Source organism: Actinomycetota bacterium, from assembly GCA_030650795.1.
Taxonomy (GTDB): Bacteria; Actinomycetota; Actinomycetes; order S36-B12; family S36-B12; genus UBA11398.
The window spans coordinates 201,902-227,328 of sequence record JAUSDJ010000026.1 but is presented as its reverse complement, the minus strand read 5'-3'; the positions used below and the strand labels follow the sequence as shown (position 1 = coordinate 227,328).

Sequence of the window (25,427 nt, the reverse complement as noted above, 5' to 3'; positions counted from 1 at the left end):
GGGCATCCATGACCCAGGCAACCTGAGATCGGGGATTCGATGAACGAGGCAACGGACCAGCGATTCACGATGTACACCACGTCCTGGTGCGGTGACTGCAGGCGGCTGAAGGGTGAACTGCGTCGTGCCGGGGTGCAGTTCCGAGAGGTCGACATCGAGCAGGATTCCTCAGCCGCGCAATTCGTCAGCCGCGTCAATGACGGCAATCAGTCCGTTCCCACCTTGGTCTTCTCCGATGGCAGCACGATGACCGAGCCCTCCGGCCGCTTGGTCATCCAGCGGTTGGCGGAGCTGGCTTGAGTCGGGACGGACGCTTGCGGGCCGGGCACCAGCGCAGAGACCGAGATGAGGCAATGTGGCGTGACTACCTCGCGCAGTTCCATGCACATCGCCCGGGAATCACTGAGCAGGTGCTCACTGCAGCGTTCAGGCGAGACGTGGGTACGCCCTATGCGTGGTTGCGTGCGTCCTTGCCGACAGATCCTGGGCATGTCCTGGACATCGCCTGCGGAAGCGCGCCACTGCACCCGCTTCTCGCAGGTGCTGACAGTTATCTAGGCATTGATCGGTCGCCAGAAGAGCTGGCCTTCGCGTCTGGCCTTGGACGCGGACCTGTCATGCAGGCCAACGCCACCTGCTTGCCTGTTGCCGACGCGAGCATGGACGTGGTGATCTGCTCCATGGCGATCATGCTTCTGAACCCCATCGAGGCGGCGCTGGCCGAGGTGGGCAGGGTGCTGCGCCCAGGCGGGATCTTCGCGACGATCAGGCCCGTTGCTGGACCAGTGCGCATGCGCGACGTTTCACTCGGCCTCAGGCTCGTGTTTGGGCTGCATCACCTTCCCGAGATGCCACAGAGGTTCGGTGGGGCGCGCTTCTCTCGGCTGCTCGCGCAAGCTGGCTTCTCGGTGCGATCGGACGACAGCAGGAGATTCGGATATCCACTTCTGCATGAACGCGATGCTCGCCTCGCAGTCGAGGCCCTCTACCTTCCACACGTGCCGGCCTACCGGCGCGAGCGCGCGATACGGCGGCTTGCCCGAGCGGCGGGACCTAGGGCGCAACTGCCGGTGGGCATCCGGCGCACGGTCGCGGTCAGAACTGCATAGGCGGTGGCCGCCCCTGACGACGATGAGCGGCTCCAGTAATTCCCGTGGCGTCTGGTCTGGCCTAGCGGGCCGATGCGTGCGGCGGATCGTGACCGAGTGGCGCTGTGGGTGCGGGTGCTGTGGGTCAGCGCACACTGTCGGAGGTGTCGGCAGGGGATAATGCACACGTGAATCCAACCGACAGCGGGCCGCTGAGTGATGCGGACCGTCGGGCTGCCTTCGCGCAGTATGTGGAGCCGGAGCTGCCGGTGCTGCTTCGCGTGGCTCGAACGCTGACCGCATCCGATGCGGACGCGGAGGATCTGGTCCAGGAGACCGTGATCCGGGCGTACCGAGCCCTTGGGGGATTCGACGGTGCCCACCCGCGCGCCTGGCTGCTGACGATCCAGCGCCACACCGCATCGAATCTGCGCCGGCGCACACGGCCAGATCTGGTCGACGACTGGGCACTCCTGGCCGACCCGAAGCCGGCGTTCGGCGCGCACCGACCTGAAACGCCGCATGAGGTCGTCGCTGTGCGGGTGCTCGACGATGATCTCGAGCGCGCCATCGCGTCCCTAGGCGAGAAATTTCGGTCTGTGGTTGTCTTGGTCGACGTCCACGGGCTCACCTACGCCGAGTGCGCGCAGGCACTCGGGATCCCTGTTGGGACCGTGATGTCCAGACTGAACCGGGCCCGCGAACGCATGCGCAAGCACCTTAAGGCCTCCGGGAGGCTCTCATGAAATCAGCCCGCCAGATGATCGAGTGCCGGCGCACCGCGCGACGGTTGCAGCGGTTTTTGGACCGCGACCCCTCGGCTCCGCTGTCGGATATGGACCGACAGCGGGTGCAAGCGCATCTGGCGGTGTGTGAACGCTGCAGCGGCCTGGCACGGGAATTCGAGGACTTGCACAACTCCCTTCGCCACTATGGCCAGAGTTCAGAGCCAACTCCGGAGTCAGTTGATCGCGTCAAGGCAGCCGTGGAGCGTGCTCTCGCCAAGGAGTGACCAGCCCCTGCAGGAATAGGCGCTGCCACACCGCGGGTTACTGAACTGTGACACGACTCGCCCCTCGACTGTTCACCCGCCTGCGTGAACTCGAGCATCGCACCCGCACGATTGATCCTGAGTTCCGCGATCGACTGCGCGAGCGATGGATGGCCATGCCGGTCGGAGTGCGAACGCCAGCGCAGGTGGTGGGCCGTCATGCCATCGGCTGCGAGGGCACCCATGGAGTCTTTCCTCGATGCAACCTGACCTGCAGACCGTGCTATCACTCCAGTGACGCGAACAAGGTGCGAACGGACGGCGAACACACCATTCGCGAAGTCGAGGCACAGATGGCCTACCTGCGTGCATGGCGCGGGCCGCGCGGCCACGCCCAACTCATCGGCGGCGAAGTATCGCTGTTGACTCCGGACGATCATGCAGCCGTGCTGCAGGTCATGCGGGCCCATGGGCGAGAGCCGATGAGCATGACGCATGGTGACTTCGACTACAAATACCTGCAGGGCCTTGCATTGGGCCCTGACGGTCGGATGCGGTTCCCGCGGTTGTCCTTTGCGGCCCACTTCGACTCCCTCATGCGCGGACGCCGCGGGATGCCTCGGCCCCGCAGCGAGACCGACCTGCATGGGAAGCGGCGAGCATTCGTCGAGATGTTCGAGCGCCTTCGCCGTGAACATGGAGTCCGTTCGTTTCTTGCCCACAACATGACCGTGACACCGGCGAACCTCTCCCAGGTGGCCGAGGTGGTGCGTGCCGCCTCCACGATGGGGTTCTCCATGCTCTCCTTCCAGCCGGCGGCGTTCGTCGGGGATGATCGTCGCTGGGACGCGAGCTTCCGTGAGGTGGGCAATGACGACGTGTGGTCAGCGATCGAATCCGGCGTCGGCAGGCGGGTTCCGTATGCGGGCTTGCAGTTCGGCGACCCTCGATGCAATCGAACTTCATTTGGCTTCATGATCGGTTCAAGGTGGCATCCATTGATCGACGACACCGACGCGAACGATGTCGCAGCCCGCGATGCATTCCTGGAGCATCTCGGCGGCATCACGCTCGGCGGTGTGCCGAAGTGGGTGCGGCAGTGCGTGTGGCCCGAGGCGTGGCGGCACGCCCCCAGGTGATTCCGGTGGGGGTGCGCTACGCCCGAGGCCTTGTGCGGCGCGCTGGCGGACTGCGGGCGATGCGCCGCGGCAGAGTGAAGTCGATGACGTTCGTCATGCATGCATTCATGGCCGCGGAGGCCGTCGCCCCCGCATGGGCATTGCTGCAGAACGATCAGATGAGCCAGGACCCGAAGATTCGCGCGACTCAGGAACGGTTGCAAGCCTGCGTCTACACCATGGCCCACCCAGAGAATGGTGGGCTGGTGCCCGCATGCGCCCAGCACGCCGTGCTCGACATCGCAGAGAATGCTCACCTGCGCAGGCTCCTGCCGATCGCTCCTGTCGCGGATACTCAGAGGGCGTGCGCAACTTCGGCGGAACCTGCAGTCAGCGGCTGTGCTTCTGCACAATCCCGCAGCACTCGTCGCTGACTTCGCGGCAGTGCAACGCCGACCACATCGCCGGGCTGTGCCCCCAACCCCGGCGCGACCTCCGCGAACAGTGTGAGATCGCAAGTGCGCACCTCGACTAGTGTGCGCGCTCCGAGCGGGACCGTTCGCTGGATGCGCCCGCAGGTATCGGCGTCGACTGATGACTCACCAACCAGACGCACGGCCTCCTGGCGGATGACCATGACTGCGGAGCCATGCGCGCACCCGTGATCCTTCGCGAGATCCAGGGCGCCGATCGCACAGTGGAAGAGGTTGCCGCGCAGCTCACCGGGGATCTCGTTGAGACCGCCCAGGAACCTGCTCACTGCCAGGGATTCTGGATGGGCGAACAGTGCTTCTGCCGGAGTGTGTTGCTGCAGGACACCGTCGATGACGACGGCGATCGAATCTGCGAGCAGCACTGCCTCATGGTGGTCGTGGGTGACCATGACGATGGTCTGCTGCAGGACGGCGCGCAGTTCGACGAGCAGCTGGTGCATGTCTGCCTTCAACGCCGGATCCAAGGCGCTGAAAGGTTCGTCGAGCAGCAGCACGGCCGGTTCAGCAGCCAGCGCTCGTGCCAGGGCTACGCGCTGTTGCTGCCCTCCTGACAGTTCGGTGGGACGGCGTTTGCCGAACCCGGGAAGCTGCACGAGCTCGAGGAAGCGCATGGCTGTGTCGCAGGACTGGCGCTTGCCTATGCCTGCCATGCGCGGCGCGAACGCGACGTTGTCGAGCACGGACATGTGCGGGAACAGCAGTGGCCGTTGGGAGACCATGGCGATGTCGCGCCGCTCCGGAGACCTGCCGAGCACGCTGGTCTCATTGATCAGGATGTTGCCGTGGTCGGGAGCGTCGAGTCCGGCGATGAGGCGGAGCACGGTGGTCTTCCCTGATCCCGATGGACCGAGGAGCGCGACTGCGTGTCCGGCGTCGATGGCAAGGTCGATCTCGTTCACTGCCGGAGTCAGTGCTCCCGGGTAGGTGCGGCTCAGTTGTTCCAGTCGCAGGGATGCTGTCATGTAAGGACTCCAATTACTGTGCGCTGTTTTCCTTGGGCGCTGCTGGAGGCGCGCAGTTCCCGACGCCGAGGCGTTTGGGAGAGTCGACTGAGTGCCAGGAGCAGCAGCAGTGGTGGAGCGGCCGCTGCGATCGACAGGGCGGCGACCATCGCGTCGTTGCCAGTGCCCGAGGCTCCTGCGGCGATACGCATCGGGACGCTCACGATCTCGCCCCCTCCGATGAGGAGGGTGACCACGTAGTCGCTCCACCCCACGAGGAATGCCAGGAATGCTGAAGTCGCGATTGCTGGTGCGAGCATTGGGATGCGGATGCGCACCAGGACGGCTCTTGGGCTGGCTCCCAGGGTGCGGGCTTCGTCCTCGAAGCCGATTTCGTAGCTCGCGAGCGCTGACCGCATGACGAATGTGGTGTACGGAATTGCCGTGACTATCAGCACCAGGACGATGCCCATCATCGAGGGAATGTGTAGCCGTAGCAGCGTGACGTTGATGCCCATCACGATGACGAATGGAGGAACGAAGGCAGGCGCGAGCAGGAGCACCGAGAGTGCACGATGGCCGCGGAGCCGCCCGAAGGTGAGCGCGAAGGCGGCCATGGCACCGGCTGGTGTGGCCAGGACGGCGGTGAGAGTGGCGAGCATGAGGGATGCGGCGAAGGCCGAGGTGGCGTCGTCGTTGAGAGCTTCGGTTAGGCCTGCAGGACCCCACTGGCTTGGCAGCACCAGGGGCGCGGGCCACGTTCGAGCCATTGCCCAAAGGACGAGCGGAATCATCGGCAGGACGTACCAGGTCGAAAGTAGCAGTTGCAACGTGCCGGCAACGTGTCTGCCGATGGCCGTGCGCGGCGTCATGTGGTCACCGTCCTGCGCCGCACGAGGGCCAGGGCAGTCATGCCGAATGTGAGTGCGATGGCGACAGTCACCATCGACACTGCCAGCGCCTGCGGACGGACCCCAAGGTCGGTGGAGGTGAACAAACGGTAGGCCAGCACGGGCAACGGCTCAGGGTAGGTGCGTCCGAGCAGCCACGGCACCTCGAAGGACCCCAGTGCGTAGATGAACGACAGCGTCCCGGCGATGATCAAGGCTGGAGCGGCAAGCGGCGCACTGATATGGCGAATGCGTGCCGTGGCACTTGCGCCCAGCACTGCAGCAGTCTCCGACAACTCCGCCGCGTCGCGCGCGAGTGTTGCCATGACCACCAGTGCGATGAACGCCGATTCCTTCCAGGCGTATTCGAGGATGACTGCTGTCCACCAGGGGCCGCCGACGAATTGTGGCCAGGTGTCCGTGGTCGCGCCGAACAGGCGGGCCAGCCAGCCCGAATCGGCCAGGAGCAATCCGATGGCTGCGGCACCGATCACGTGCGGCACGGGGATGGTGCTGACGGCCAGGCCCGTCAGCATTCGGCCACCGCGACGTGTTGACGTGGCTGCGAGGGCTGTCGCGAATCCCACGATCACGGCGATTGCTGTGGCGACGACAGCAATGGTGATGCTGATGGTCATGGCCGACCAGAGTTCACCGTCGCCGCCGACTTCGCGATATGCGGCAAGGCTCGCATTTGGTGGCCCGGTGATCGGGGCCAGGCCGAAGCTCTGCGCGGTTCCCATCGCCAGAGCCGTGCCGAGCACGAGCACCGTGGGAATGGCTGCGGGCAGGACGAGCAGTGCGGCGCGCCTCATCCGGAATCTGTCAGCACATTGCGCCGCCAGCCCTCGTCAAGTCTGGGAACCCACGCAGCAGCGAGTTCGGGATTGGCGTGGCGTGACAGCACGCTGTAGTTGGGCACGACCGGGGATTTCGGCAGTGATGCGAAGGTGTGAGCCTGGGCCTTGGACAGCCGTTTCACATCGAGCACAGTGAACTGTCCCCACGTGCGGGGGTCGGCTTTGATCGCCTGCTGCTGCGGCGATAGAGCGAGGTTCGCGACCACTTGGGCGCCGGCGGAGTTGCCGGATGTCGTCGGGATGGCCAGGAAACTGGCATTGCCGACAGTACCTTCGTCTAACGTGAGCACTCTGGTGGACTTGGGGAATGTGCCCTTGGCCACGAGTGAAGTCAGCGTCGCCGGGCCGTAGGTCATCGTGAAGTCCACCTCGCCGCCAGCAAACAACTGATCAAGTTGTGTTGAGTCCTTGGGATACGTCTGTCCGTGGCGCCACAGTGCGGGCTTCATGCCATCCAGTTTTCGCCAGAGTGCTGGAGTGAGCTGGTCGTACGCCGACTGGCTGAACTGTGCAGGGACCTTGGCGAACCCACCGGAGACCGCGTAGAGGGCCTCGCGGACGAATACTGAGCCCGTGAAGTCCGGTGGCGCCGGGTACGTGAAGCGACCTGGGTGTGCCGTGATCCATGACATCAGGGCGGGCATCGAGGTCGGTGGGTGCGGAACGCGGGCAGCGTTGTAGGCGAACGTGAACTGCGCCTTGTGCCAAGGGGACTCGCAACCGCCAACTGGTGTGCCGAAATCACTGGTCAGCAGAGGATCGGGAGGCGCGGTGTAGGTCATGTTGGGCAGCCTGTCCGCCCAATTGCACTTCCAGATGCCGGCCTGGAGCCCGGTGCGGAAGTTGTCGCCATTGACCCACACAAGATCGACCGAGCCGTCGGTGCGCCCGGCCTGGTGCTCGGCCAGTATGCGGTTCAGCGCATCCTTGGTGTCGGTGATCGGCACGCGCTTGAGCGTCACGCCCAGGGTGCTTGCCGCCGGGGTGAGCACGTCATCGACGTAGGCGTTGCCTTGCGGGTCTCCACCCCACATCCACAGGGACACGGTCTGCCCCTTGGCGGCCTGCTCAATCTGCGCCCAAGAGTTGGATTTCGGATTCGGGGAAGGCGTTGCTGCTGCACCGGGCAAGGCCGGCGTGAGCACAGTGAAGGCGCAGAACGCTAATGCCAGCAGGCTCTGGCCCGCCCGCAGGCGCCCAAAGGGGGCGCGTGAACTAGGCACGGTATTCCTCCGTCGTCGATGAATGTCGTCGATTCGGGAACACATCGGGGGCCCCAAAGCCTTCCCTTGATATCGGTCGAACGGGAAGGAGGGGCGTGGAGCGTCGTCGATTCGGCATGTGGGTGCGATTCGCGCTGCTCGTGGCGCTGCTCCTCGCCGGGCTGCTGGTCACGCTGCGATTCGGCGTACCCGACCTGGACGCGGTGAGTGCGCAGGTCCAGTCATTGGGCAGTGGCGGAGTCGTGATCTTCATCGCCCTGTATGCGGCCAGCACACTGCTGGTCCTGCCCAAGGGCGTGCTCAGCGCCGCAGCGGGATTGGTCTATGGGTTCTGGCCTGCTGTCGCAATCGTGATCGCGGCAGCAATGACCGGTGCGCTGCTCGCATTCGTGATCGGGCGCCTGCTGGGCCGGGATGCAGTCCAGCAGATGGCCGGTGGGCACTTGGTGCGCCTTGACGCCCTGATCGTCCGGTTCGGCGTCGCCGCAATCGTCCTTGTGCGATTGATCCCGGTGATTCCGTTCACCGTCATCAACTACATTTCCGGGCTGACGTCGATCAGCACGGGCGCCTACACCCTGGGTACCCTCATTGGAATCCTTCCCGGCACTGCCGCGTATGTCGCACTGGGTGCCTACGGGCGACAGCCAGGATCTTGGGAGTTCATGGCGGCTGCAGGCGCTTTTGCACTGCTGTCGCTGGCCGGTATCGCCTTCTGGCTTCGGCGCAGGGTGCCCGAGCCGGCTCCGACGCACGAGCGCGCGTCCTGATGCTCGACATCGCCGGGCGCCGGCTGCTCAAGGAACCCTTGGACCGAATAGCAGCGTCCTTGGATCGTTCGTGGAGCACGCCAGACAGGATCACGATTGCCGGGCTTGTAATGGGCATCTCGGCAGCCGTGAGTGCGGCGAATGCCCGGTGGTGGTTCGCGCTTGTGCTGTGGTTGGCCTCGAGAATCGCGGACGGCCTCGATGGTCCTCTGGCACGTCGGAGGGCGCATGGGAAGCCCCCTCCGGCAGCCGGCGGTTTCCTGGACATCGCCGCAGATTTCATTGTGTACGGCTCATTTGTCATCGGCGTGGGCATTGGCTCGGGCCAATCGCTCGTGCCCTTCCTGTTCGTCCTACTGGGCTACTACGTGAACGGATCGGCCTTCCTCGCGTTCTCGTCCATTGCTGAGCGGACGGGTCGGCAGATCGATGACGGTCGCTCACTGTCGTTCCTCGGTGGCATTGCAGAGGGCACTGAAACGATCATCGTCCACAGCCTGTGGTGCCTGCTGCCCAGTGAAGCTGGCACCATCGCGTGGATCTGGGCCGCGATCGTGCTCGTGAGCGCTGCAGCGCGCATCGTCGCTGGGTATCGGGCGCTGCAGTGAAGCACTTCCAACCGGCGCCTCGGGTGCCCACCGGGCGCGCACTCATGCTTGGCCGACTGGCGATGACTGGAACAGTGCTCGCCGTCGTGGTCATCGACGAGGCGACGAAGGCAGTCGCATTGGGTCGCGGTGTCGTGCACGTCAATCAGGGGGTGTCCTTCGGCCTGCTTGCAGAGCGTCCGGCCGTTGCAGCGCTCCTCAGCACTGTCGTGCTCATGGTCGTGGCTACCGTCGCCTGGAAGTGGGCTCGCACAGCGCCACAATTCCTGGCATTCGGCCTCATACTTGGCGGGGCGGTCGGAAATGGACTGAACAGGCTCGGACTCGGGCGATCTGCGGGTGTTGTCGACTGGATCACGATGCCCGGATACCCGGCAGCGTTCAACGTCGCCGACATCGCCATACGCCTCGGCGTCGTAATGATCGTGGGTCAGCTGGCCTGGTCCTTGTTGCACGCTCAGGCTTCCAAGTCCAGAGGGGACCTTCAGGACCCAAACGGGAATGCACGCGGGTCGATGACGGGTTGACCCCCCATGAACGATCCTGAAATCACCCTCTACGGAGCCGCATGGTGCCCCGGCTGCCGACGAAGCAAGGCGTTCCTGGCGGACGAGAGGGTCCCGTACACCTACGTGGATCTCGAGGCCAGTCCTGACCAGTTGCAGCAGGTCCTGCAGTTGAATGGGGGCAGGCTGGTCCGACCTCAGTCACCTGGCCGAGCCCAGCGACGAGGCGCCGGCCGAGAAGCTGGGTCTGATACGGGCAGCAGTGCAGTCGACCTATGACGTTGTCATCATCGGAGGCGGACCCAAGGGCCGCACGGCCGCTATCTACACCGCGCGGGAGGACCTTCGGACCCTTGTGGTCGACCGATTCGCCTAGCAGGAGGGGCTACGGCGTGGAGCTGCGGACGGCTGTGTCCGTGGTGGGCATCGCCACAGTGGGCGGAGCCTCGGTGGTCACGCTGTCCACTGTGGCCTTGCTCGTGGCCATTGACGAAGAGTCGGACACCGCGGCCTGAGCGCCTGGAATCCGTCACCGACAATGGAGCGGGAATAGCGACGCCGTGCGGCAGGGTTCCAAGACAGCCGAAGCGATAAGGAGGCCACACATGACCTACGCCGAGTACGAGTCGACCCTGACATCACGAACCGCCCAGGACCCAGATCCGGTCGTCGCGGACCTCATCACACGAGTAACAGGGAAGTCGGGCACCGTATCTGCGCTGTATGCGCAGATGGCCAATGCGCCAGGACTGCTGGAGGCGTACACGAGTGGCTACCGATCGTTCACGAAGGAGTCAGGATTCACTGCCGCGGAGCAACAGCTGGTTATGCTCGAGATCAGCCGCGCCAATGGATGCACCTACTGCACCTGGGCCCACAGCGCTGGGGCGCGGATGGCGAAGGTGGCGGAGGAGACCATCGCCGCGGTCATGGATCAGCATTCGCTGGACGACGCCAGGCTCCAGGGTCTTGTCTCCTTCGCGCGCACCATGGTCGCGAATCGGGGGTTGCCTACGCGTGAAGATGCTCAACGCTTTCTTGATGCCGGGTACACCGAGCAGCAGATTCTGTACGTCATCCTGGCCATCTCCGTGAAGACCATAAGTAACTACACCGCGCACATCTTCCACACGCAGCCCAGTGCATGATTGGCACAACTGTCCATGCCGAAATCAGCGCGTGTGCTCGCATTGGATGCGCTTGCGAAAGTGTGCGAGGGGGGTGCAGTTCACATGACGGGGGTCCGCGAGCTTCGAGGCGTTGATGTGGGCGCGGCTGTTTCTCATACCCCTTCAACGGGGTGAGACCTCGAGGTACCTCGCAAGTTGGCAGGAGCCAGTCGCCAAAGCGACGACGAGTTACCTGCGACAAGTCAAGGTGTCAATTCAACCGAAAGCAATCCCCTGGTTTGCTTTTGCGCGAGTCCTTAGGCGCCTTGTGTGTGCCGCGCAGCCCAACTAGCGTGGGCAGCCGACACCGGGGCACCGATTCGAGCCTTCTTAATGGAGCTACCAATGACTCAGGGGACTCCGCAGCGCTGGATGCTGCGCGCGGCCATCGTCGTCACGACCCTCGGTGCAGTGATGGGCACGGCGGGCGTCTCCGCCGCACGGCCAGCGAGTGAACCGAGTGCGGTGACGACCTTGAGGCAACAGGTGCTGCGGGGCGTCGTGTCGTCGGGCGCCGGAACGTCGTCCCTGCCGATCGCGGGCGCAGCGGTTGTGGTGTATGAGTCAACGCGTACGACCGCCAGGGCCGTCGGGCAGTCCCGCAGCGATGCCGCTGGCCGTTTCGCAATCGCGATTCCCCAGGGTGCTGTTTCGCGGTACGTCGTGGCCGGCGAGGGGACCTCCCGCGAACTCGTCACGATGCTGGGCACCCGCTTACCGGCCAGGATCTCGGTCAACGAGATGACGACCGTCGCAGCCGCCTTCGCGACCGCCCAACTGGCTCAGGGCACGCGTATCGCTGGCACTGCCCTTCAATTGACCTCGGTGGCGGGCATGGCCGCGAATCTCGTCTCACCCGCAACGGGGATGCCATCGACCGTCATCACCTCCCCACCGAATGCCAACCAGACCAACACCTGGCGCGAGCTCGGCACCTTGTCGAACATCGTTGCCGCCTGCGTGCGTGCGGACGTGGCCACCGGAGCCTGCACGAAGCTGTTCGCTCTCACGGGCAGCAGCGCCCATCCGACGACGTGGAATGCGGTGCAGGCGATTGCTCGTAACCCTGCTCGAAACGTGAAGTCGATCTTCGCACTCGGCAACCGCGTCCACGCCTTCCGCCCGCACTTGACATCCGCGTTCGGTCCGGCAGCGCGCAGCAAGTGGATGCGTCTGGATGCCTTCACGCTTGCAGTGAAGTTCAACGCGACGGGCCGCACCCAGGACGGCAAGGAAGTCTGCCCGTTCGGGGGCCTGGGTAACCTGACGTTCGACCTGCGTGGCTACGCCTGGATCACGAACAACGTCGTGCAGGGGACACCGAACTCCACGAACTGCATCGTCGTCCTGCAGCCCAACGGCCAGCCGGCAGACGGCACCGCCGGCACCCCGAGCTCGCCGGTGACCGGAGGCGGCATCCTGGGCCAAGGCTTCGGTCTCGGCTTCGATCCAAGTGGCCGGCTGTGGTCGGGCAACTTCGGCTGGGGCACGTCTGCCTACTTCCCGACCACCAATGGGACGACGCCGGGCGGCAGCGTGTCGCTGGTCGACGGATCCGGTATGGCGATCAGCGGACCCTACGGTTACACGAGCAACCTGTTCCGTGTCCAGGGCACGGTGTCGGACGCTCGCGGCAACATCTGGATGGCCAGCTACGGCAACAACCGGGTGCAGGTGTTCCCCACCGGTGACCCGACGACGAGCTACCCGTTCTACGTCGACACCAACACCGAGCCATTCGACATCCGACTCGACTCCAACGGCGATGCATGGGTCAGTTACACCGGCACGTCGACGGTGTCCAAACTGCGCTTCACCGCGACCGGCGTTCAGCGGCTCTTCACCGCCGCGGTGGGAACTGGCGCAAATCCGAAAGGTGTCGCGGTCGACTCGGCGGGCAACGCCTGGGTCGCTTCAGGCAAGGACGATGCGGTGTACGCCTTCGACAGCACGGGCACACCTCTGGGGAAGTTCACGGGCGGCGGCATCGACGGCCCTTGGGGTGTCACGGTCGACTCGTCGAGCAGTCTCTGGGTCGCCAACTTCGGTGGCGTGACTCAGGCCAATGTGAAGTACGGCATCTCGCGCCTGTGCGGGGCCGTGGCTGGCACCTGCCCGAAGGGCATGAGCCTTGGCGATCCGATGACCCCTTCCACGGGCTACACGCTGCCGTCCGGCGGAGATCCAGTGCTCCTCCGCTCGGGAGAGCAACTGTACGGCGCAACGGGTCCCAAGACGTTCAAGCCACTCATGCGCGAGACCTCCGCTGAGGTCGACGCGGCCGGCAACCTCTGGGTGGCGAACAACTGGAAGCCCTCCGGCGCGATCGACACCGCCGGAGGCAACCCTGGCGGCGATGGCATCGTCGTGTTCGTCGGCATCGCATCGCCCGTCCAGCCGAAGCTGTTCAACGGACCGCCCACCGCACCGTGACGGCGCCGCCACGGGCGAAGCCCGACTTGCGGGCGTGGCAGAAGGACGGTCCTCCGACCCACGACCGAGTCGAGACAGCCCGAGCGTCCGCGTCGGGCTGGTGAGTGGGTGGTGGCAGCGCGTCTTCACTGCTTCCCGAGGACTGATCTTCGGCACGCGTCAATCATCCACCGCGTACCGGTATTGGCAGATCAGGCTGGAACAAGCACATCGCCCGCGCCCGCAAACGATACGACCCGAGTGATCGACTTTAGCCTTCGCTTGCGCGACCAACGGGTTTCGATCGGACGATCAAGGCGGTGTTCAGGCCCAGCAAACCAAGTAGCGCCAGGTGGGAGGCAACTTGGGCCTCGACCCAGAGAAGCCTGAATCGACGCCGTTGAACAGCACCCACAAGGCGAAGATCACGTTCCCCGAGATTGCCGCGTAGCCAGTAATAGGCTCAAACCACGGTCCATGCATGCCCACGAGGTCAACTTGCTTAGGCGACACGAGCCAAAGCATGTTGCCTTCGCCGGCGTCTGGGGAGCGCGGCTGATGCTCGTACGCGCGAAGACTGTGGCACGGGACTGGGCCTGGCGATTGTCAAAGCCATTGCGAGGGTGCATGGCGCGAAAGTGAGCGCACTTCTTTGGCCGGGGGCATCTCCTGGTTCAGTGCTCTCACTAGCCAAACCTGCAAGCATTCGGAGGCTTCAAGTGCAAGGGTGTCGGCATGGCCCGTCTGAATGCCATCCGACCGGCCATCCTTATGGGGTTGGTGGCACTGTCCGTGCTGCTGGTTTCCTGCTCGTCATCCCCACCGATTCAGAAAGCCTTGGATGCCGCACCTGCCATTGAGCGAAGCACGGTAGCCACGTGGGTACCTGGGCCGCAAAGCGTTGCGGGTCTTTCGGTCCTGGCCTCGCCGGTCATGTCCGGCAATGGTGTCCAGATCGGCTTGCACACGACGTCTGGTGACGTGACCTTCTGGACCGGTGTGAACCTGGGTTCAACGACACCGGGGCACAGTCCCGGTGAGTTGGCCATGTCACGCGCCGATTTCGACCGCTGGATCGGCGAGATGGGTGATCTGGGCGTGCATTTCTTGCGGATCTACACCCTGCTGCCTCCGAGTTTCTATGCAGCCTTACTGGCGTACAACAATGCGCATTCGAATGCGCCGATCTACCTAGTCCAAGGCGTCTATCTGCCGGATGAGTCCTACACCTCCACTGGAAACCTTTTCGCCGTCGCGCCCACTTCCGCGTTCACCCAGGAACTCGCGGATTTATCCGCTGCCGTGAGCGGCGATTTTTCGCGCGAGAAGACGCCCGGACGTGCTTCAGGAGTCTGGAGTGCCGACGTATCGCCGTGGCTTGCATCGTGGATCATTGGTGCAGAACTGGATCCTGAGGCCACCAAGAAATCCGACGACCTCAATGCCAACTCAACTGCGGCAACGGGCGCCTATTTCGAGAGTTCCACGGATGCCTCGCCGACGGAGATCTGGTACGCGCAGCGCATGGACGAGCTCGCCGGATTCGAGGTCAAGCGCGGGCGGAGCGCTCCTATTGCATTTATCAACTGGCCTACGACTGATCCGCTTGAGCACCCGACCGAACCATCCCCGAAGGAGGATTTGGTCGGCATTGATGCCAACCACGTCATTGCGACGAGCGCATATCCGGGCGGAACCTTCGCCAGTTATCACGCATACCCGTACTACCCGGATTTCTTGAGGTATACGCCGGATTACGCCAAGGCAACCGCCAATGGGAAACAGGATGCCTATGTCGGCTATCTCGAAGCATTGAAGGCACATCACGCAGAGGCCGGACTCGCAACCATGGTGACGGAGTTCGGCGTGCCATCCGCGATCGGCTCAGCTCATCAGGGCACTAACGGGCGCGACCAAGGAGCGCACAGCGAGCGGTCCGCAATGCAGATCGATGCGGACCTGACCCGGGCGATCCATGAAGCCGGCATGGCCGGGGCCCTGGTCTTCTCGTGGTCAGATGAGTGGTTCAAACGCAGTTGGAACACGATGGAGCATCAGGATGCAACGGCCACCGAGCGCCGCTCGCTGTGGCATGACCCGCTCACCAATGAGCAATGGTTCGGACTCATGGCGACTGATCCGAAAAGTGTCGGCTGGCGCACCATCCACGAAAGCCGCACTGGGGTGCGGTCAGTCGCTGTCAACCACGATGAGTCGTATATCGATCTCAAAGTGACCTTCGACGGCTCTCCGACTAAGCCGGTCACCCTTGGCTTCAATGTTCTGGGCGGCAAGACCACAGATGTGCAGGTCGTGATGTCTCCTGCCGAGCACACGGCACGTGCCTACGTGCGGACAACACTAGATCCGATCCTCATGGACGGGCTCGATCCGACGGGTATTCCTGCCGAAGACCTACCCGGATGGCGAGTGCAGCGACTGGCTGCCAACAGGTCGTATCCAGATCACCCAGCAGAGTTGATTGCCAGTGGCAACCTTGTGTCAGGTAACTGGAACCCAGCAAGCAGGCTCTCCAACTCCATGGCCACATGGAACCTCGACGGCGCGACACTCAACCTGCGCCTGCCATGGTCGATGTTGCTCCTCGGCGATCCATCGACGCATACTGCAGTTACGCCCGGCAGCAACGGCAAGCCGATGAATTCGACGGTGGGGGCGATCAAGCTCACGATCGATGAAGGCAGCGGTCCGCAGCAGGCAGGTGCGATCGCCTGGGAGAACTGGAACAAGGCGTCGTACAGCGAGCGCATCAAGCCCGGTGTTGACGCGCTCGCTGCTGCCTGGAGCGACACCGGGCAGTGACGGCTGCCTACTTCCATTTCGACTCATTGCCTACGCGGCAGCGGGCAGCAGACCCGATGGGAACAACTCCTGTAAGGCGCCGATCCTGATGCGGCGACTGACGGCGGGGTCAGCACCATCAAAGTGGCCGTGCAGGGTCTCCTGAGAGTGCCCGAAGCTTCCCAAGAAGTGCGGCTAGTCCGAGCCCCACATCACGTTCTGCCCGCCCATAACTGTGCAGGCAAGAATTGCCGGAGCGTCATGCAGGAATGAAGGGTAGTCTTGCTCGTTCCAGAGTTTCGCAGTCGCCCGATTGAGAATGGGACGCGCTCTCTCGGAGTGCTGTCGGGTGACATCCCCCGGAGCGATGGCTTTTCGCTCTTCACGCTTAGGTCGGTTCTGTGATCGTGCTGCTCAATCAGGACCGCGCCAGCCTGGCGCAGTAGCGCTTCGGGCTTGGGGAACACGCCGACGACTTCGGTGCGGCGTTTGATCTACTTGCTGACCCGCTCCAATGGCTTGGTGGACCAGATCTGCCGCCAGTGGGCTTGCGGGAATCCGGTGAAGGCAGCAGGTCGTTGCGCATGCAGTGGATCCGGCAGCGCTGCCACGCAGAACCGAGGAGAACTGCGGGTATTGCTCGCTTCAAGCCGCTGTGAGCATCGGAGATGAACAGCTGCACGCCGCCCAGTCCGCACGCGCTCATCCACGCCGGCGGCCTTCAACGTTGCGGACAACGCCACGCTCAAGCCCGAAAACCGACCTCCCGGGGACGTCACCTCTCCACGCTACGAAAGTATGCATGGCAAGGCCCTCCTCACGGGGTGCCTTGTTCGTTTTGGGCCCGGGTTTCGGAGTGGTTGCAACTGGTTCCGTTGACTTGTCCAGACAGCGCTGGGCGCTTCCATCGGTGCCCATGGTTGTGGGCGGAAGTTCCACGTTCGCCTCGCCCGCGGCGACCTTGATTCGCTGTCTGGATTGTGACTCGGCGCAGCACGCGCGATCTGGTGCCAGATTTGCACAAATGCCCTAAGGTCCGTTGACTGGCCGATCGACCACGAGGGGTGCGATGTATAGCAGACATGCCAAGGTGCTGGGCCAAGGCGACACTCGTCGTATCTCCACCACGGCGCGCGGATACGAAGTCCTCAGGGACCCAGGCCTGAACAAGGGAACCGCATTCACTACCGACGAGCGCGCCGCACTGGGCCTCAATGGCCTAGTGCCTCCCGTTGTGACTTCAGACCTCGCTCCGCAATTGAGCCGAGCCTATGACGCGTACCACGCCGCGCCGACTGATCTTGACAAGCACATATACATGTGGCGACTCCATGACAACAACGTCACGCTCTTCTATGCCCTTCTCCAGAATCACATGCTTGAGATGCTGCCCGTCGTGTACGACCCGGTCGTCGGCGAGGCGATCGAGAAGTACAGCGAGGTGTTCACCCGGCCCAGAGGCGTCTACCTCAGCATCGATGACCCGGAAGGCGTCGAGGCAAGACTCGCGAACTTCGGTGCCGACGCGGAAGACATCGATCTCCTCGTCGCGTCAGATGCTGAGGAGATCCTCGGCATCGGTGACTGGGGTACGAATGGGATCGATATCTCGATCGGCAAGCTCGCCGTGTATACGGCAGCAGCCGGCATCGACCCCTATCGAGTCATCCCCGTCATCCTCGACGTCGGCACCGACAACGAGAAGCTCCTCAACGACCCGGAGTACCTCGGCAATCGCCACGGACGCGTCCGCGGCAAGACGTACGACGACTTCATTGACGCTTACGTCGCTGCTGCGCAGAAGCTCTTCCCCAAGGCACTCCTGCACTGGGAGGACTTCGGGTCGACCAATGCCAGGCGCATCCTCTACCGCCACCGTGATCACGTGGCAACCTTCAATGACGACATGCAGGGCACCGGTGCCATCGTGATGTCCGGGCTCCTCAATGCAGTGTCGTTGACTGGCACTTCCTGGTCCGAGCAGCGGATCATCGTCCTCGGCGGGGGCACGGCCGGTTGCGGGATCGCCGACCAGGCACGCGACCAGATGGTGCGCGCGGGACTCTCCGTTGACGAGGCGACGCGAAGGCTCTGGGTCGTGGACCTTCCGGGACTGCTCACCGACGACATGGATGGCCTACTCGACTACCAGGCCCCTTACGCGCGACCGGCCGCTGAGGTGGCAGACCTACAGCGCACCCCTTGTGACGTCGATCTTGCAGCCGAGACCAGGTGGCCGGCGATGGCCACCCTCCGCGCTCGGGCGGCCAAGGGCGCGGGAATCATCGATCTTGCGACCCTGGTCGCGGCCGTCAAGCCCACGATCCTGATCGGGACATCGACCACCCCGGGCCTGTTCACGGAGGGCATCGTTCGCACGATGGCGGCGGGGGTCGAACGGCCGATCATCTTCCCGCTGTCCAACCCGACGAATCTTCACGAAGCAACCCCGGTACACCTTCTGGAGTGGACCGACGGCAAGGCCCTCGTCGCCACAGGTGCGCCGTTCGATGACGTCGAGTACGGCGGGATCACGTACCGGATCGGCCAGGCCAACAATGCGGCGCTGTACCCGGGCCTAGGCCTGGGGGTCATCGCGTCGAGGGCCGCGAAGGTCACCGACGAGATGATCTTCGCCGCAGCCGAGGCCGTCGCTGGGCAGGCCGACACGAGCAGCCCTGGCGCCTCCCTCCTCCCGTCGAATGCCGACCTTCGGATCACCTCGAGCGTGGTTGCCGTTGAGGTCGTGCGAACAGCGATCGGCCAAGGCCTGGCCCGCGCCACCATCGACAGCCCCGTTGAGTCAGTCAGGCAGACAGAGTGGTGGCCCGTTTACGTGCCGATCGTGGCGGAGTGAGGCCGGTGCCTGCTGTGCCCGAAGAGGAACCCACGATCCTCGACATTCCGGTAGGGATCGACGCCACGGGCAAGCGAGCTGAGACCGACTCGCTCGGCGAGGTGGATGTCCCTGCTGACCATTATTGGGGGGCTCAGACGCAGCGTTCGCTGGAGCATTTCAACATCGGTGGCGACAAGGACCGCATGCCGATTGAGGTCTACCGGGCCTATGGAGCGGTGAAGAAGGCGGCCGCGCAGGTCAACACGAGCGCCGGCCGACTGCCCTCGTGGATGGGCGGCCTCATCGCGCAGGTGGCAGACGAGGTCATCGCGGGCGACCTTGACCGCGAGTTCCCCCTCTTCGTCTGGCAGACCGGGTCGGGAACTCAATCGAACATGAACGTCAACGAGGTCATCTCCAACCGGTGTATCCAGTTGGTCGGTGGCGAACTGGGCACGAAGACTCCGGTGCACCCGAACGACCACGTGAACATGTCCCAGTCGTCCAACGACACGTTCCCGACGGCGATGCATGTCGCCGCCGACACGATGCTCCAGCTGCATTTGCTGCCTCGGCTGGACGCGCTTCGCGAGGCACTGCAGGCAAAGGCGGAGCAGTGGTCCGATGTCGTGAAGATCGGGCGTACGCATCTCGAGGACGCCACGCCCCTGACCGTCGGACAGGAATGGTCCGGCTATGTCGCGATGATCGACGATGCCCGTGACGCCCTGCTGTCGGATGCATCTACGCTCCTTCGGCTCGCGGCCGGGGGCACGGCCGTAGGGACCGGGCTCAACACCACGGCCGGTTTCGATGTCCAGATCGCCGAGGCGATCGCCACGCTCACCGGTCGACCATTCGTGACTGCACCCAACAAATTCGCCGCGCAAGGGTCTCTGGACCCGCTCGTTCGGTGCTCGGGCGGGCTTCGAAACCTCGCCGTGTCGCTGTTCAAGATCGCCAACGACCTTCGATGGCTCGGCTCAGGCCCGCGGGCGGGAATCCACGAACTCATCCTCCCGTCCAACGAGCCTGGGTCCTCGATCATGCCGGGCAAGGTCAATCCAACTCAGGCCGAGGCCATGCTCATGGTCACTATCCAGGTGATGGGCAATGACGCCACCATCGCCATGGCAGGCAAGGAGGGCAACTTCGAGCTCAATGCATTCCGGCCGGTGATCATCGCCAATCTCCTGCACAGCATGCGGATACTCGGTGACATGTGCGACCACTTCAATCGCTTCATGATTGCTGGCACCGAGCTCGACGAGGCGAAGATCAAGGAGTACGTCAATCGCTCGGTGATGATGGTGACGGCTCTCTCCCCTGAGATTGGCTACGACAAGGCATCAGCGATCGCCCACCTGGCCATGGACAACGACTTGACGTTGAGAGAAGCAGCCTTGCGCTCCGCTATCGATCCGGACCTATTTGATCGCGTGATCGTGCCGATAAGCATGACGAAGCCAGGTCCGGTGAACAGCGACTGAGTGGTTGCGCCTGGACACGGACGAAGGTGCGACGTCGACCACTGGTTACGTGTGTGACTAACTTCGGCGTGTGGCTTGGCCCCAACCTGCACAAGAAGGTCGCGCCCTACTAATGTCTCACCGCCGCGAGCAAATCGGCATGATCACCAAACCCAACCCGTCTGGGAAAGCGAGGGAAGTCAGTCGGCGTAGGTGATGGTGAAGAGCGTGAACTTCCCGTTGACCAGAAGGCGGTACTTGTAGGTGCCGTGGCACCACTGGCCACCCTGGCAGTAGGGGTGCAAGGCCAGGTAGGCGATGCCGCTGTCCTTGGTCTGCCACGCATCCTCTCGTTTCCATGTCCCGTCCCGCTTGTATTGAAGCGTGACATACTGCGGCGGATTCGCGGGCCGGACGGTAACTCGCAGTTGGGGAACGTTCCCCCCGGACGTGGTAGACGCTCTTCCTGAAGGTACGCACCCGTGAATGGACGCCGTCTATCCACGCCCAGAAGAATCGTTGGACCGCGGAAGCGACCGTGACGGTTCCCTGCGACTCCATCGCGGGGGATGCCGAGGCCTCGCTGGGTATCCAGGCCAGGACTGCTGCGGCTGCTGTGATTGTCACGAGGTATCGAGCCAGATGTCGATCAGTGTTCATGCCCACCCCGGGGTCGAGTCCGGTCCCGTGCCGGACGGTGAGTCAACTGTAGATGCTGGGCATCATTCGTCAGGAGGAGCGGACTGCCAGCTCGGATCGAAGCGAGGCAATCGCTGAAGACACGTAAATGAACGGCCTCGGACGCCGCATGGGATGCATCCGGTGCACGCGCAACTAGGACCCCGCGTTGGTAGCTCGTGATGGGCCGGAGTGCGGGAGGGCCATACTGGAAGTGATGAGTCTGTGGGGGGAGTAATCGTCATGAAGCGGTCCATGCTGGTCTGTGCAATATCTGGAGCGGCCCTGGTGGCCGGTCTACTCGCGGGGGCGGTGATGGCGCCCGCCAAGGCGGCCTCCGACGCACCGATCGTGGGCACTTGGACAGGTTCCTACGGCAACGTCGTGGTGCAGTCAACCGGGTCGACGTCGTACGCGGGCACGACGATCACCGCGGCGAATTTCGGCGGCCCCTGCACCCACCCGGCAGGCCAGCAGATGTGGACCATGAGCGGGAGCGGCGCGTCCTACTCCGGCACGCACGTAGGGTTCTGGCTGAACGACTGTTCGGCCAACCCCGGGGCGGCGACGTTCGCGATAACCGAGTCCAGCCCGGGCACCTTGACGCTGGTCGTGAACAACGGGTACACGCCTACGCCGACCTACACGAAGCCGGGCACCCTGACCAGGTCGACTCCAAGCCCCACTCCGACGGCTGTGACCTCAAGCGCCCCTCGCGTGTCGATTCGAGCCCCCGAGGATCTGATCCTTCAACGTGACCATGCGGTCAGATTCGAGGTGGGGATCACGGTCGCGGCCGGGGATGAGTTGGTCAATTGGCAGGTCAACGTCTACGACGGGAACAACCTCAAGCCCCTGATCTACGACTACGGACCCATCTACGACCCACGCGGAGGGGCATCGCGCACGGCAGAGTTCTCCTTCCGACCGGACAAGGCGGCGCCGAGCGCGTACTTCGTTTGCGGGTACGCAATGACGAGTGCACAGGGCATCAAGTCGGCCAACGCTCCGTGGACCGCCTGCCAGTGGATCAGGGTGGACCAGGTGCTCTATGGGCGCTGGCAGAATCGAAAGACGTGCGCCTCGCCGGACGACGCGTCCGGCACCTTTGCGTGGATGAGCAGCGTGCGCACGTATGCCGGTGTGCGGGTCGACTTCCGAGATGCGTGCGGCGTACGGGACTCCGGGTACCGCGGCATCGTCATCCAGGAGCCGGCAACGAAGAAGTGGTACGACTTCCGGACGTGGACGAGGGCGCAGGTCGATGACTTGTTCCGGCAGCTGCTGGCCTTGGAGTGCCGAACTCAGATCCCCGCCAGCCGTAAGTATCAGGCCGCGCGCAACGCGTGCCTGAACGGTGCCGCGTCCACTGGCGGCCAGCCGACCGGGGCCATTGGCGCGTACACCTTCTATACCGCGACCCGCAGCGCCTTCCAGCCGTACTTCGACGCCGACCTCACTGCAGGGGGAATCCAGACGACGACCAACCCTGCTGCTGTTCCGCAAGGTGGCCAGCGCGACAACGCGTGACAGGCTGCATTCCGGCTTCCGGATACGAGAACTTCGTGCACTCGGCGATTCTGTTGCGTTGAAGACGAAGAACCCGCTGGACCGTTCGCGGAGACAGTGGCTGTCTTGTTGGCTGATCGAGGTTCACAATCAACTGACGGGGTGTGTGACCTTCCCGAGCGGGGAGACGCGCGCGCTTGGCGGCCGCCAAGATCATCATGGCTGGATGAAGAGTTTGGGCCCATCGATGTCCGCTAGACCATTTTCAAGTGAGCGCAAGCGCATGCGGCGAACGAGCGTGACGATACTCGTCGAGTGGGCTCACGTATTGTCGCGCGAGGAGCCCGAGAGCCCATAGTTCGAGAGTGAACTTGGCGGCTTGTGTGTGTGTTGAATTCCCGGGACGATCGCGTCGGAGTCGTAGGCCGAGACTGCGCACTTGCGCACTGCCTGGAAGTACGTGAACGCACCGGGTTGGATGTACGCCTGGAGTTTCATCCCGGACGTGAGTGCACAGGGAATCGCGAAGACAGCGTGGCTTGCCTTGATTCCCGCGACGAATCGATCAAGCGTTGGACCGTACCTGCAGTATGAGCGCTTGAACACAGTGAGCTTGTTCTTCAACTGGATATCGCACTCGGTTTGCAGATCGGCCAGGAACCACTGATCGACGGTTCCACGCGGCCAGTTGCGATAGTCCACAACCTTGCCTAGATATTGGTTCATCACCGTCACGCCGCTGTAGCCCGCATCATGTTGATCGCAGGCGTCCTTGAAACTCACCTTCACGCCGAAGTAGGTGTTCTTGTCCAGCAGTCGAGTCTGCAATCTCCCAGCGATTGGACCCCACTGCTGCCCTCCACAGCCATTGGCAACGAGATTCAACGGAACCTCCAGCGAGAGCCATATGCACGAACTCTGCGGATAGTTGATCGACTTGTTCCCGGAGGGGTCTTCAGCGCCAATGCATGCGTAATACGGACCCGCTTCCAGCGCATTAGTCGGATGGACCGCTGCAACGAACTGATTCACCAGCACAGCCTTTGCCGGTGCCTGCTCAGCGCAGCAAGGAGTATCGACCTGCGTACCACCGGAATAGATCGTGATCGCCACACGCGAATACCCACTGTCATCACTGACGTAGTACCAGAGATCAAAGCCCTTGCCTTGTGGCACATAGACCACCTGCTGCTTGCCCTCGAAGGTCCCAGGATGCAACTCAACGATGGGTGCATGAGTATCGGAGGCATCACCCATCGCAGGCGCGACACCAAAGGCACCGAGTGCGATCCCCAGCAGCGGCGCAATGAGTCTCAGCGATCTGAACCTGCTCAAACGGACCATCGCGACTCCTTGATTGTCTGGTCGCGCACTTCCCAATGGCCAAGTTAGACGGCCCGGTCGCCAAATCACAAGGGCCGAGGTCCCGTCTTCATCTCAAGGGTCGACGAACATTAGGGCCCACAGATCGCCCCTTAGCGTCGTCCACGTTGATCGGCATGCGCAATTGAACCGCCGCGAATCCGTGGTGATGCCGGACGGTCGCAAGATCAGCTCCCTGGTGTGGGACACCGGCGATCCCGAGATCGCGCTGCTGCACGGTGCAGGTCCAGGTGTCAGATTCCGGATTCGGCTTATTCGTTGTGGGGGCGGAGCCATTGCGTGAACCAGTCGGTTGCCATCTGGGCTGCCGCGGCCAGTGTCCCTGGCTCCTCGAACAGGTGCGTGGCCCCGGGGATGACGGCCATCTCGTGCGTGCAGCGCATGGCGGCACCCGCTTGACGGTTCCAGGCCAGTACCTGCGTGTCCTGTCCTCCTACGATCAGCAAGGTTGGTGCACGAACCTGGTCCAGCCAGTCCGCGGCGAGGTCTGGGCGTCCTCCCCGTGACACCACTGCCGCAACCAGTGAGGGCTCCATGGCTGCGGCGCCGATCGCGCCCGCAGCTCCAGTGCTTGCGCCGAACAGGCCGATCCGCAATTCGCTGCAGTCTGGATGAGTTGCAACCCACCGAACCACCGCGACTACACGGGTCACCAGTGTGTCGATATCGAAGACCATCGCACGGTCATCGGCTTCGCTAACAGTCAGCAGGTCGATGAGCAGCGTGGCGACATGTGCTGCATTCAGTGTGCGGGCGACCCATTGATTGCGGGGGCTGTGGCGGCTGCTACCGCTGCCATGGGCAAACAAGACGATGCCAACCGCATGCTCAGGGACTGCCAAGTGCCCTTTGAGGTCGCATCCTGGCGCCACCGGGATCGAGACATCGATGTCACGCATGGGCAATATCTGTTCCACTGCTAGTGGTAGTTGCATGTGCGGATGCGAGGATCTCAATGACCTCATCGTCAGTGGTCTGTCCGAAGTCCTCGTATTGCTGGCCGACTGCCTGGAAGTTGGCGGGCTGCTCCAGGCAGACGACGTCGTCGACTTGGGCGCTCAGGTCGTGCACTGCCTCACGTGAACCTGTTGGCACGGCCAAGACGATGTGGCCCGCCTTCAGGTGGCGAAGGACAGCAACGGCCGCAGCAGCAGTTGCGCCCGTGGCCAGCCCGTCATCCACAACGATGACCGTCCGGCCATGCACCTGCGTCATGGGCCTCGCACCCCGATACAGAGTCACGCGACGTTCGACTTCACGCTGCTGGGCAGAGGTGATGTCGTCGACCTCGTGCGAGGACAGGCCCAGAGCGGTGACCACGTCCTCGTGAATTACGCGCGCTCCGCCTTCACCGATGGCTCCGATGGCGAATTCTGGGTTGCTTGGTGCGCCGAGTTTGCGCACCACCAGGACATCCAGTTCGCAGCCCAAAGCGCGGGCCACCTCATCAGCGACAGGGACTCCACCGCGCGGCAGAGCGAGTACTACCGGATCTGAACCGATGCGGTCGCGCAGATGTAAGGCCAGTCTCTTACCTGCCTCACGTCGATTGAGGAACATGCGAACCTCCTTGGTCTCAGAGTCCTCCTATTGCCGGTCATCTGTGTCTGGCTTTGGTCAGATCGGCGGGATCGTCTGCTGCAGAGGTGTATTGCTTCCTACACAGGTCTGTCCTGC

General features: G+C 63.5%; 23 protein-coding genes and 3 pseudogenes. 18 read left to right on the top strand and 8 right to left on the bottom strand.

All coding sequences use genetic code 11. The features are described 5' to 3' along the window. The first annotated feature begins 39 nt into the window (after positions 1-39). The 6 genes from Q7L55_08875 to Q7L55_08850 all read left to right on the top strand — a co-directional run bounded on the left by Q7L55_08875 (position 40) and on the right by Q7L55_08850 (position 3,631). Complete coding sequence (locus Q7L55_08875; GenBank protein ID MDO8732664.1) at positions 40-300, top strand: mycoredoxin; 261 nt, start codon at positions 40-42, stop codon at positions 298-300. Continuing rightward, positions 297-1,109: a class I SAM-dependent methyltransferase gene (locus Q7L55_08870; protein ID MDO8732663.1), complete on the top strand. Its 813-nt coding sequence runs from the start codon at positions 297-299 to the stop codon at positions 1,107-1,109. The genes Q7L55_08875 and Q7L55_08870 overlap by 4 nt, the downstream gene beginning before the upstream one ends. 167 nt (positions 1,110-1,276) lie before the next feature. Further along, complete coding sequence (locus tag Q7L55_08865; GenBank protein MDO8732662.1) at positions 1,277-1,834, top strand: sigma-70 family RNA polymerase sigma factor; 558 nt, start codon at positions 1,277-1,279, stop codon at positions 1,832-1,834. Beyond that, positions 1,831-2,100: a zf-HC2 domain-containing protein gene (locus Q7L55_08860; GenBank protein ID MDO8732661.1), complete on the top strand. Its 270-nt coding sequence runs from the start codon at positions 1,831-1,833 to the stop codon at positions 2,098-2,100. The genes Q7L55_08865 and Q7L55_08860 overlap by 4 nt, the downstream gene beginning before the upstream one ends. Positions 2,101-2,147: 47 nt before the next feature. Continuing rightward, a complete protein-coding gene (locus tag Q7L55_08855) occupies positions 2,148-3,218 on the top strand; it encodes a radical SAM domain-containing protein (protein MDO8732660.1) in 1,071 nt (356 codons plus the stop codon). Next, positions 3,197-3,631, top strand: coding sequence for a hypothetical protein (locus Q7L55_08850; GenBank protein ID MDO8732659.1), 435 nt, complete (start codon positions 3,197-3,199; stop codon positions 3,629-3,631). The genes Q7L55_08855 and Q7L55_08850 overlap by 22 nt, the downstream gene beginning before the upstream one ends. On the opposite strand, the gene Q7L55_08845 is transcribed toward Q7L55_08850, so the two are convergent. The 4 genes from Q7L55_08845 to Q7L55_08830 are packed head-to-tail and all read right to left on the bottom strand — an operon-like array spanning position 3,553 to position 7,605. Continuing rightward, entirely contained in the window at positions 3,553-4,653 is a 1,101-nt protein-coding gene (locus Q7L55_08845) for an ABC transporter ATP-binding protein (protein ID MDO8732658.1), read from the bottom strand. The genes Q7L55_08850 and Q7L55_08845 overlap by 79 nt on opposite strands. Next, positions 4,650-5,504 (bottom strand): ABC transporter permease subunit, encoded by an 855-nt coding sequence (locus Q7L55_08840; protein ID MDO8732657.1) that lies wholly within the window; start codon positions 5,502-5,504, stop codon positions 4,650-4,652. Before Q7L55_08840 ends, Q7L55_08845 begins: the two co-directional genes overlap by 4 nt. Continuing rightward, positions 5,501-6,337: an ABC transporter gene (locus Q7L55_08835; GenBank protein MDO8732656.1), complete on the bottom strand. Its 837-nt coding sequence runs from the start codon at positions 6,335-6,337 to the stop codon at positions 5,501-5,503. The genes Q7L55_08840 and Q7L55_08835 overlap by 4 nt, the downstream gene beginning before the upstream one ends. Further along, entirely contained in the window at positions 6,334-7,605 is a 1,272-nt protein-coding gene (locus Q7L55_08830; protein ID MDO8732655.1) for an ABC transporter substrate-binding protein, read from the bottom strand. Before Q7L55_08830 ends, Q7L55_08835 begins: the two co-directional genes overlap by 4 nt. Before the next feature lie 95 nt (positions 7,606-7,700). Between Q7L55_08830 and Q7L55_08825 the strand changes: the two genes are divergently transcribed. The 8 genes and pseudogenes from Q7L55_08825 (at position 7,701) to Q7L55_08790 (ending at position 13,091) form a co-directional block, all read left to right on the top strand. Continuing rightward, positions 7,701-8,375, top strand: coding sequence for a TVP38/TMEM64 family protein (locus Q7L55_08825; protein MDO8732654.1), 675 nt, complete (start codon positions 7,701-7,703; stop codon positions 8,373-8,375). Next, positions 8,375-8,983, top strand: coding sequence for a CDP-alcohol phosphatidyltransferase family protein (locus tag Q7L55_08820; protein MDO8732653.1), 609 nt, complete (start codon positions 8,375-8,377; stop codon positions 8,981-8,983). Before Q7L55_08825 ends, Q7L55_08820 begins: the two co-directional genes overlap by 1 nt. Then, the gene (locus tag Q7L55_08815) at positions 8,980-9,510 is read left to right on the top strand and encodes a signal peptidase II (protein MDO8732652.1); all 531 of its coding nucleotides are present in this window, start codon (positions 8,980-8,982) and stop codon (positions 9,508-9,510) included. The genes Q7L55_08820 and Q7L55_08815 overlap by 4 nt, the downstream gene beginning before the upstream one ends. A 6-nt stretch (positions 9,511-9,516) precedes the next feature. Next, positions 9,517-9,612, top strand: a pseudogene (locus tag Q7L55_08810) (NrdH-redoxin). A 52-nt stretch (positions 9,613-9,664) separates the two neighbouring features. Then, positions 9,665-9,865, top strand: coding sequence for an FAD-dependent oxidoreductase (locus Q7L55_08805; protein MDO8732651.1), 201 nt, complete (start codon positions 9,665-9,667; stop codon positions 9,863-9,865). 16 nt (positions 9,866-9,881) lie between these two features. Continuing rightward, the gene (locus tag Q7L55_08800; GenBank protein ID MDO8732650.1) at positions 9,882-10,004 is read left to right on the top strand and encodes a hypothetical protein; all 123 of its coding nucleotides are present in this window, start codon (positions 9,882-9,884) and stop codon (positions 10,002-10,004) included. 90 nt (positions 10,005-10,094) lie between these two features. Continuing rightward, a complete protein-coding gene (locus Q7L55_08795) occupies positions 10,095-10,637 on the top strand; it encodes a carboxymuconolactone decarboxylase family protein (GenBank protein MDO8732649.1) in 543 nt (180 codons plus the stop codon). 366 nt (positions 10,638-11,003) lie between these two features. Then, positions 11,004-13,091: a hypothetical protein gene (locus tag Q7L55_08790; GenBank protein MDO8732648.1), complete on the top strand. Its 2,088-nt coding sequence runs from the start codon at positions 11,004-11,006 to the stop codon at positions 13,089-13,091. Between the two features lie 303 nt (positions 13,092-13,394). Here the strand turns inward: Q7L55_08790 and Q7L55_08785 are convergent, their stop codons facing one another. Beyond that, entirely contained in the window at positions 13,395-13,583 is a 189-nt protein-coding gene (locus Q7L55_08785; protein ID MDO8732647.1) for a hypothetical protein, read from the bottom strand. A 222-nt stretch (positions 13,584-13,805) separates the two neighbouring features. On the opposite strand from Q7L55_08785, the gene Q7L55_08780 reads away from it, so the two are divergent. Next, entirely contained in the window at positions 13,806-15,893 is a 2,088-nt protein-coding gene (locus Q7L55_08780) for a hypothetical protein (GenBank protein ID MDO8732646.1), read from the top strand. Between the two features lie 383 nt (positions 15,894-16,276). On the opposite strand, the pseudogene Q7L55_08775 reads toward Q7L55_08780, so the two are convergent. Then, positions 16,277-16,586, bottom strand: a pseudogene (locus Q7L55_08775) (transposase). 355 nt (positions 16,587-16,941) lie between these two features. Here Q7L55_08775 and Q7L55_08770 point away from each other — a divergent pair. From Q7L55_08770 to Q7L55_08760, 3 genes are all read left to right on the top strand, one after another. After that, positions 16,942-18,729: an NAD-dependent malic enzyme gene (locus Q7L55_08770; GenBank protein ID MDO8732645.1), complete on the top strand. Its 1,788-nt coding sequence runs from the start codon at positions 16,942-16,944 to the stop codon at positions 18,727-18,729. Between the two features lie 5 nt (positions 18,730-18,734). Beyond that, a complete protein-coding gene (locus tag Q7L55_08765; protein MDO8732644.1) occupies positions 18,735-20,201 on the top strand; it encodes a class II fumarate hydratase in 1,467 nt (488 codons plus the stop codon). Positions 20,202-21,101: 900 nt separating this feature from the next. Next, positions 21,102-22,388, top strand: coding sequence for a hypothetical protein (locus Q7L55_08760; GenBank protein MDO8732643.1), 1,287 nt, complete (start codon positions 21,102-21,104; stop codon positions 22,386-22,388). 300 nt (positions 22,389-22,688) lie between these two features. Here Q7L55_08760 and Q7L55_08755 read toward each other — a convergent pair whose 3' ends face one another. Both Q7L55_08755 and Q7L55_08750 read right to left on the bottom strand, forming a co-directional pair. Then, positions 22,689-23,711, bottom strand: coding sequence for a hypothetical protein (locus Q7L55_08755; protein ID MDO8732642.1), 1,023 nt, complete (start codon positions 23,709-23,711; stop codon positions 22,689-22,691). 290 nt (positions 23,712-24,001) lie between these two features. Then, positions 24,002-25,310: pseudogene (locus Q7L55_08750) on the bottom strand (phosphoribosyltransferase family protein). Between the last annotated feature and the right edge of the window lie 117 nt (positions 25,311-25,427).

Excerpts from the sequence above, each read along its gene's own strand:
- Q7L55_08790 (MDO8732648.1), top strand. The coding sequence starts at position 11,004 with ATGACTCAGGGGACTCCGCAGCGCTGGATGCTGCGCGCGGCCATCGTC.
- Q7L55_08835 (MDO8732656.1), bottom strand. The coding sequence starts at position 6,337 with ATGAGGCGCGCCGCACTGCTCGTCCTGCCCGCAGCCATTCCCACGGTG.
- Q7L55_08780 (MDO8732646.1), top strand. The coding sequence starts at position 13,806 with ATGGCCCGTCTGAATGCCATCCGACCGGCCATCCTTATGGGGTTGGTG.
- Q7L55_08770 (MDO8732645.1), top strand. The coding sequence starts at position 16,942 with ATGTATAGCAGACATGCCAAGGTGCTGGGCCAAGGCGACACTCGTCGT.
- Q7L55_08760 (MDO8732643.1), top strand. The coding sequence starts at position 21,102 with ATGAAGCGGTCCATGCTGGTCTGTGCAATATCTGGAGCGGCCCTGGTG.
- Q7L55_08820 (MDO8732653.1), top strand. The coding sequence starts at position 8,375 with ATGCTCGACATCGCCGGGCGCCGGCTGCTCAAGGAACCCTTGGACCGA.
- Q7L55_08860 (MDO8732661.1), top strand. The coding sequence starts at position 1,831 with ATGAAATCAGCCCGCCAGATGATCGAGTGCCGGCGCACCGCGCGACGG.
- Q7L55_08875 (MDO8732664.1), top strand. The coding sequence starts at position 40 with ATGAACGAGGCAACGGACCAGCGATTCACGATGTACACCACGTCCTGG.
- Q7L55_08755 (MDO8732642.1), bottom strand. The coding sequence starts at position 23,711 with ATGGTCCGTTTGAGCAGGTTCAGATCGCTGAGACTCATTGCGCCGCTG.
- Q7L55_08840 (MDO8732657.1), bottom strand. The coding sequence starts at position 5,504 with ATGACGCCGCGCACGGCCATCGGCAGACACGTTGCCGGCACGTTGCAA.
- Q7L55_08845 (MDO8732658.1), bottom strand. The coding sequence starts at position 4,653 with ATGACAGCATCCCTGCGACTGGAACAACTGAGCCGCACCTACCCGGGA.
- Q7L55_08795 (MDO8732649.1), top strand. The coding sequence starts at position 10,095 with ATGACCTACGCCGAGTACGAGTCGACCCTGACATCACGAACCGCCCAG.
- Q7L55_08805 (MDO8732651.1), top strand. The coding sequence starts at position 9,665 with ATGGGGGCAGGCTGGTCCGACCTCAGTCACCTGGCCGAGCCCAGCGAC.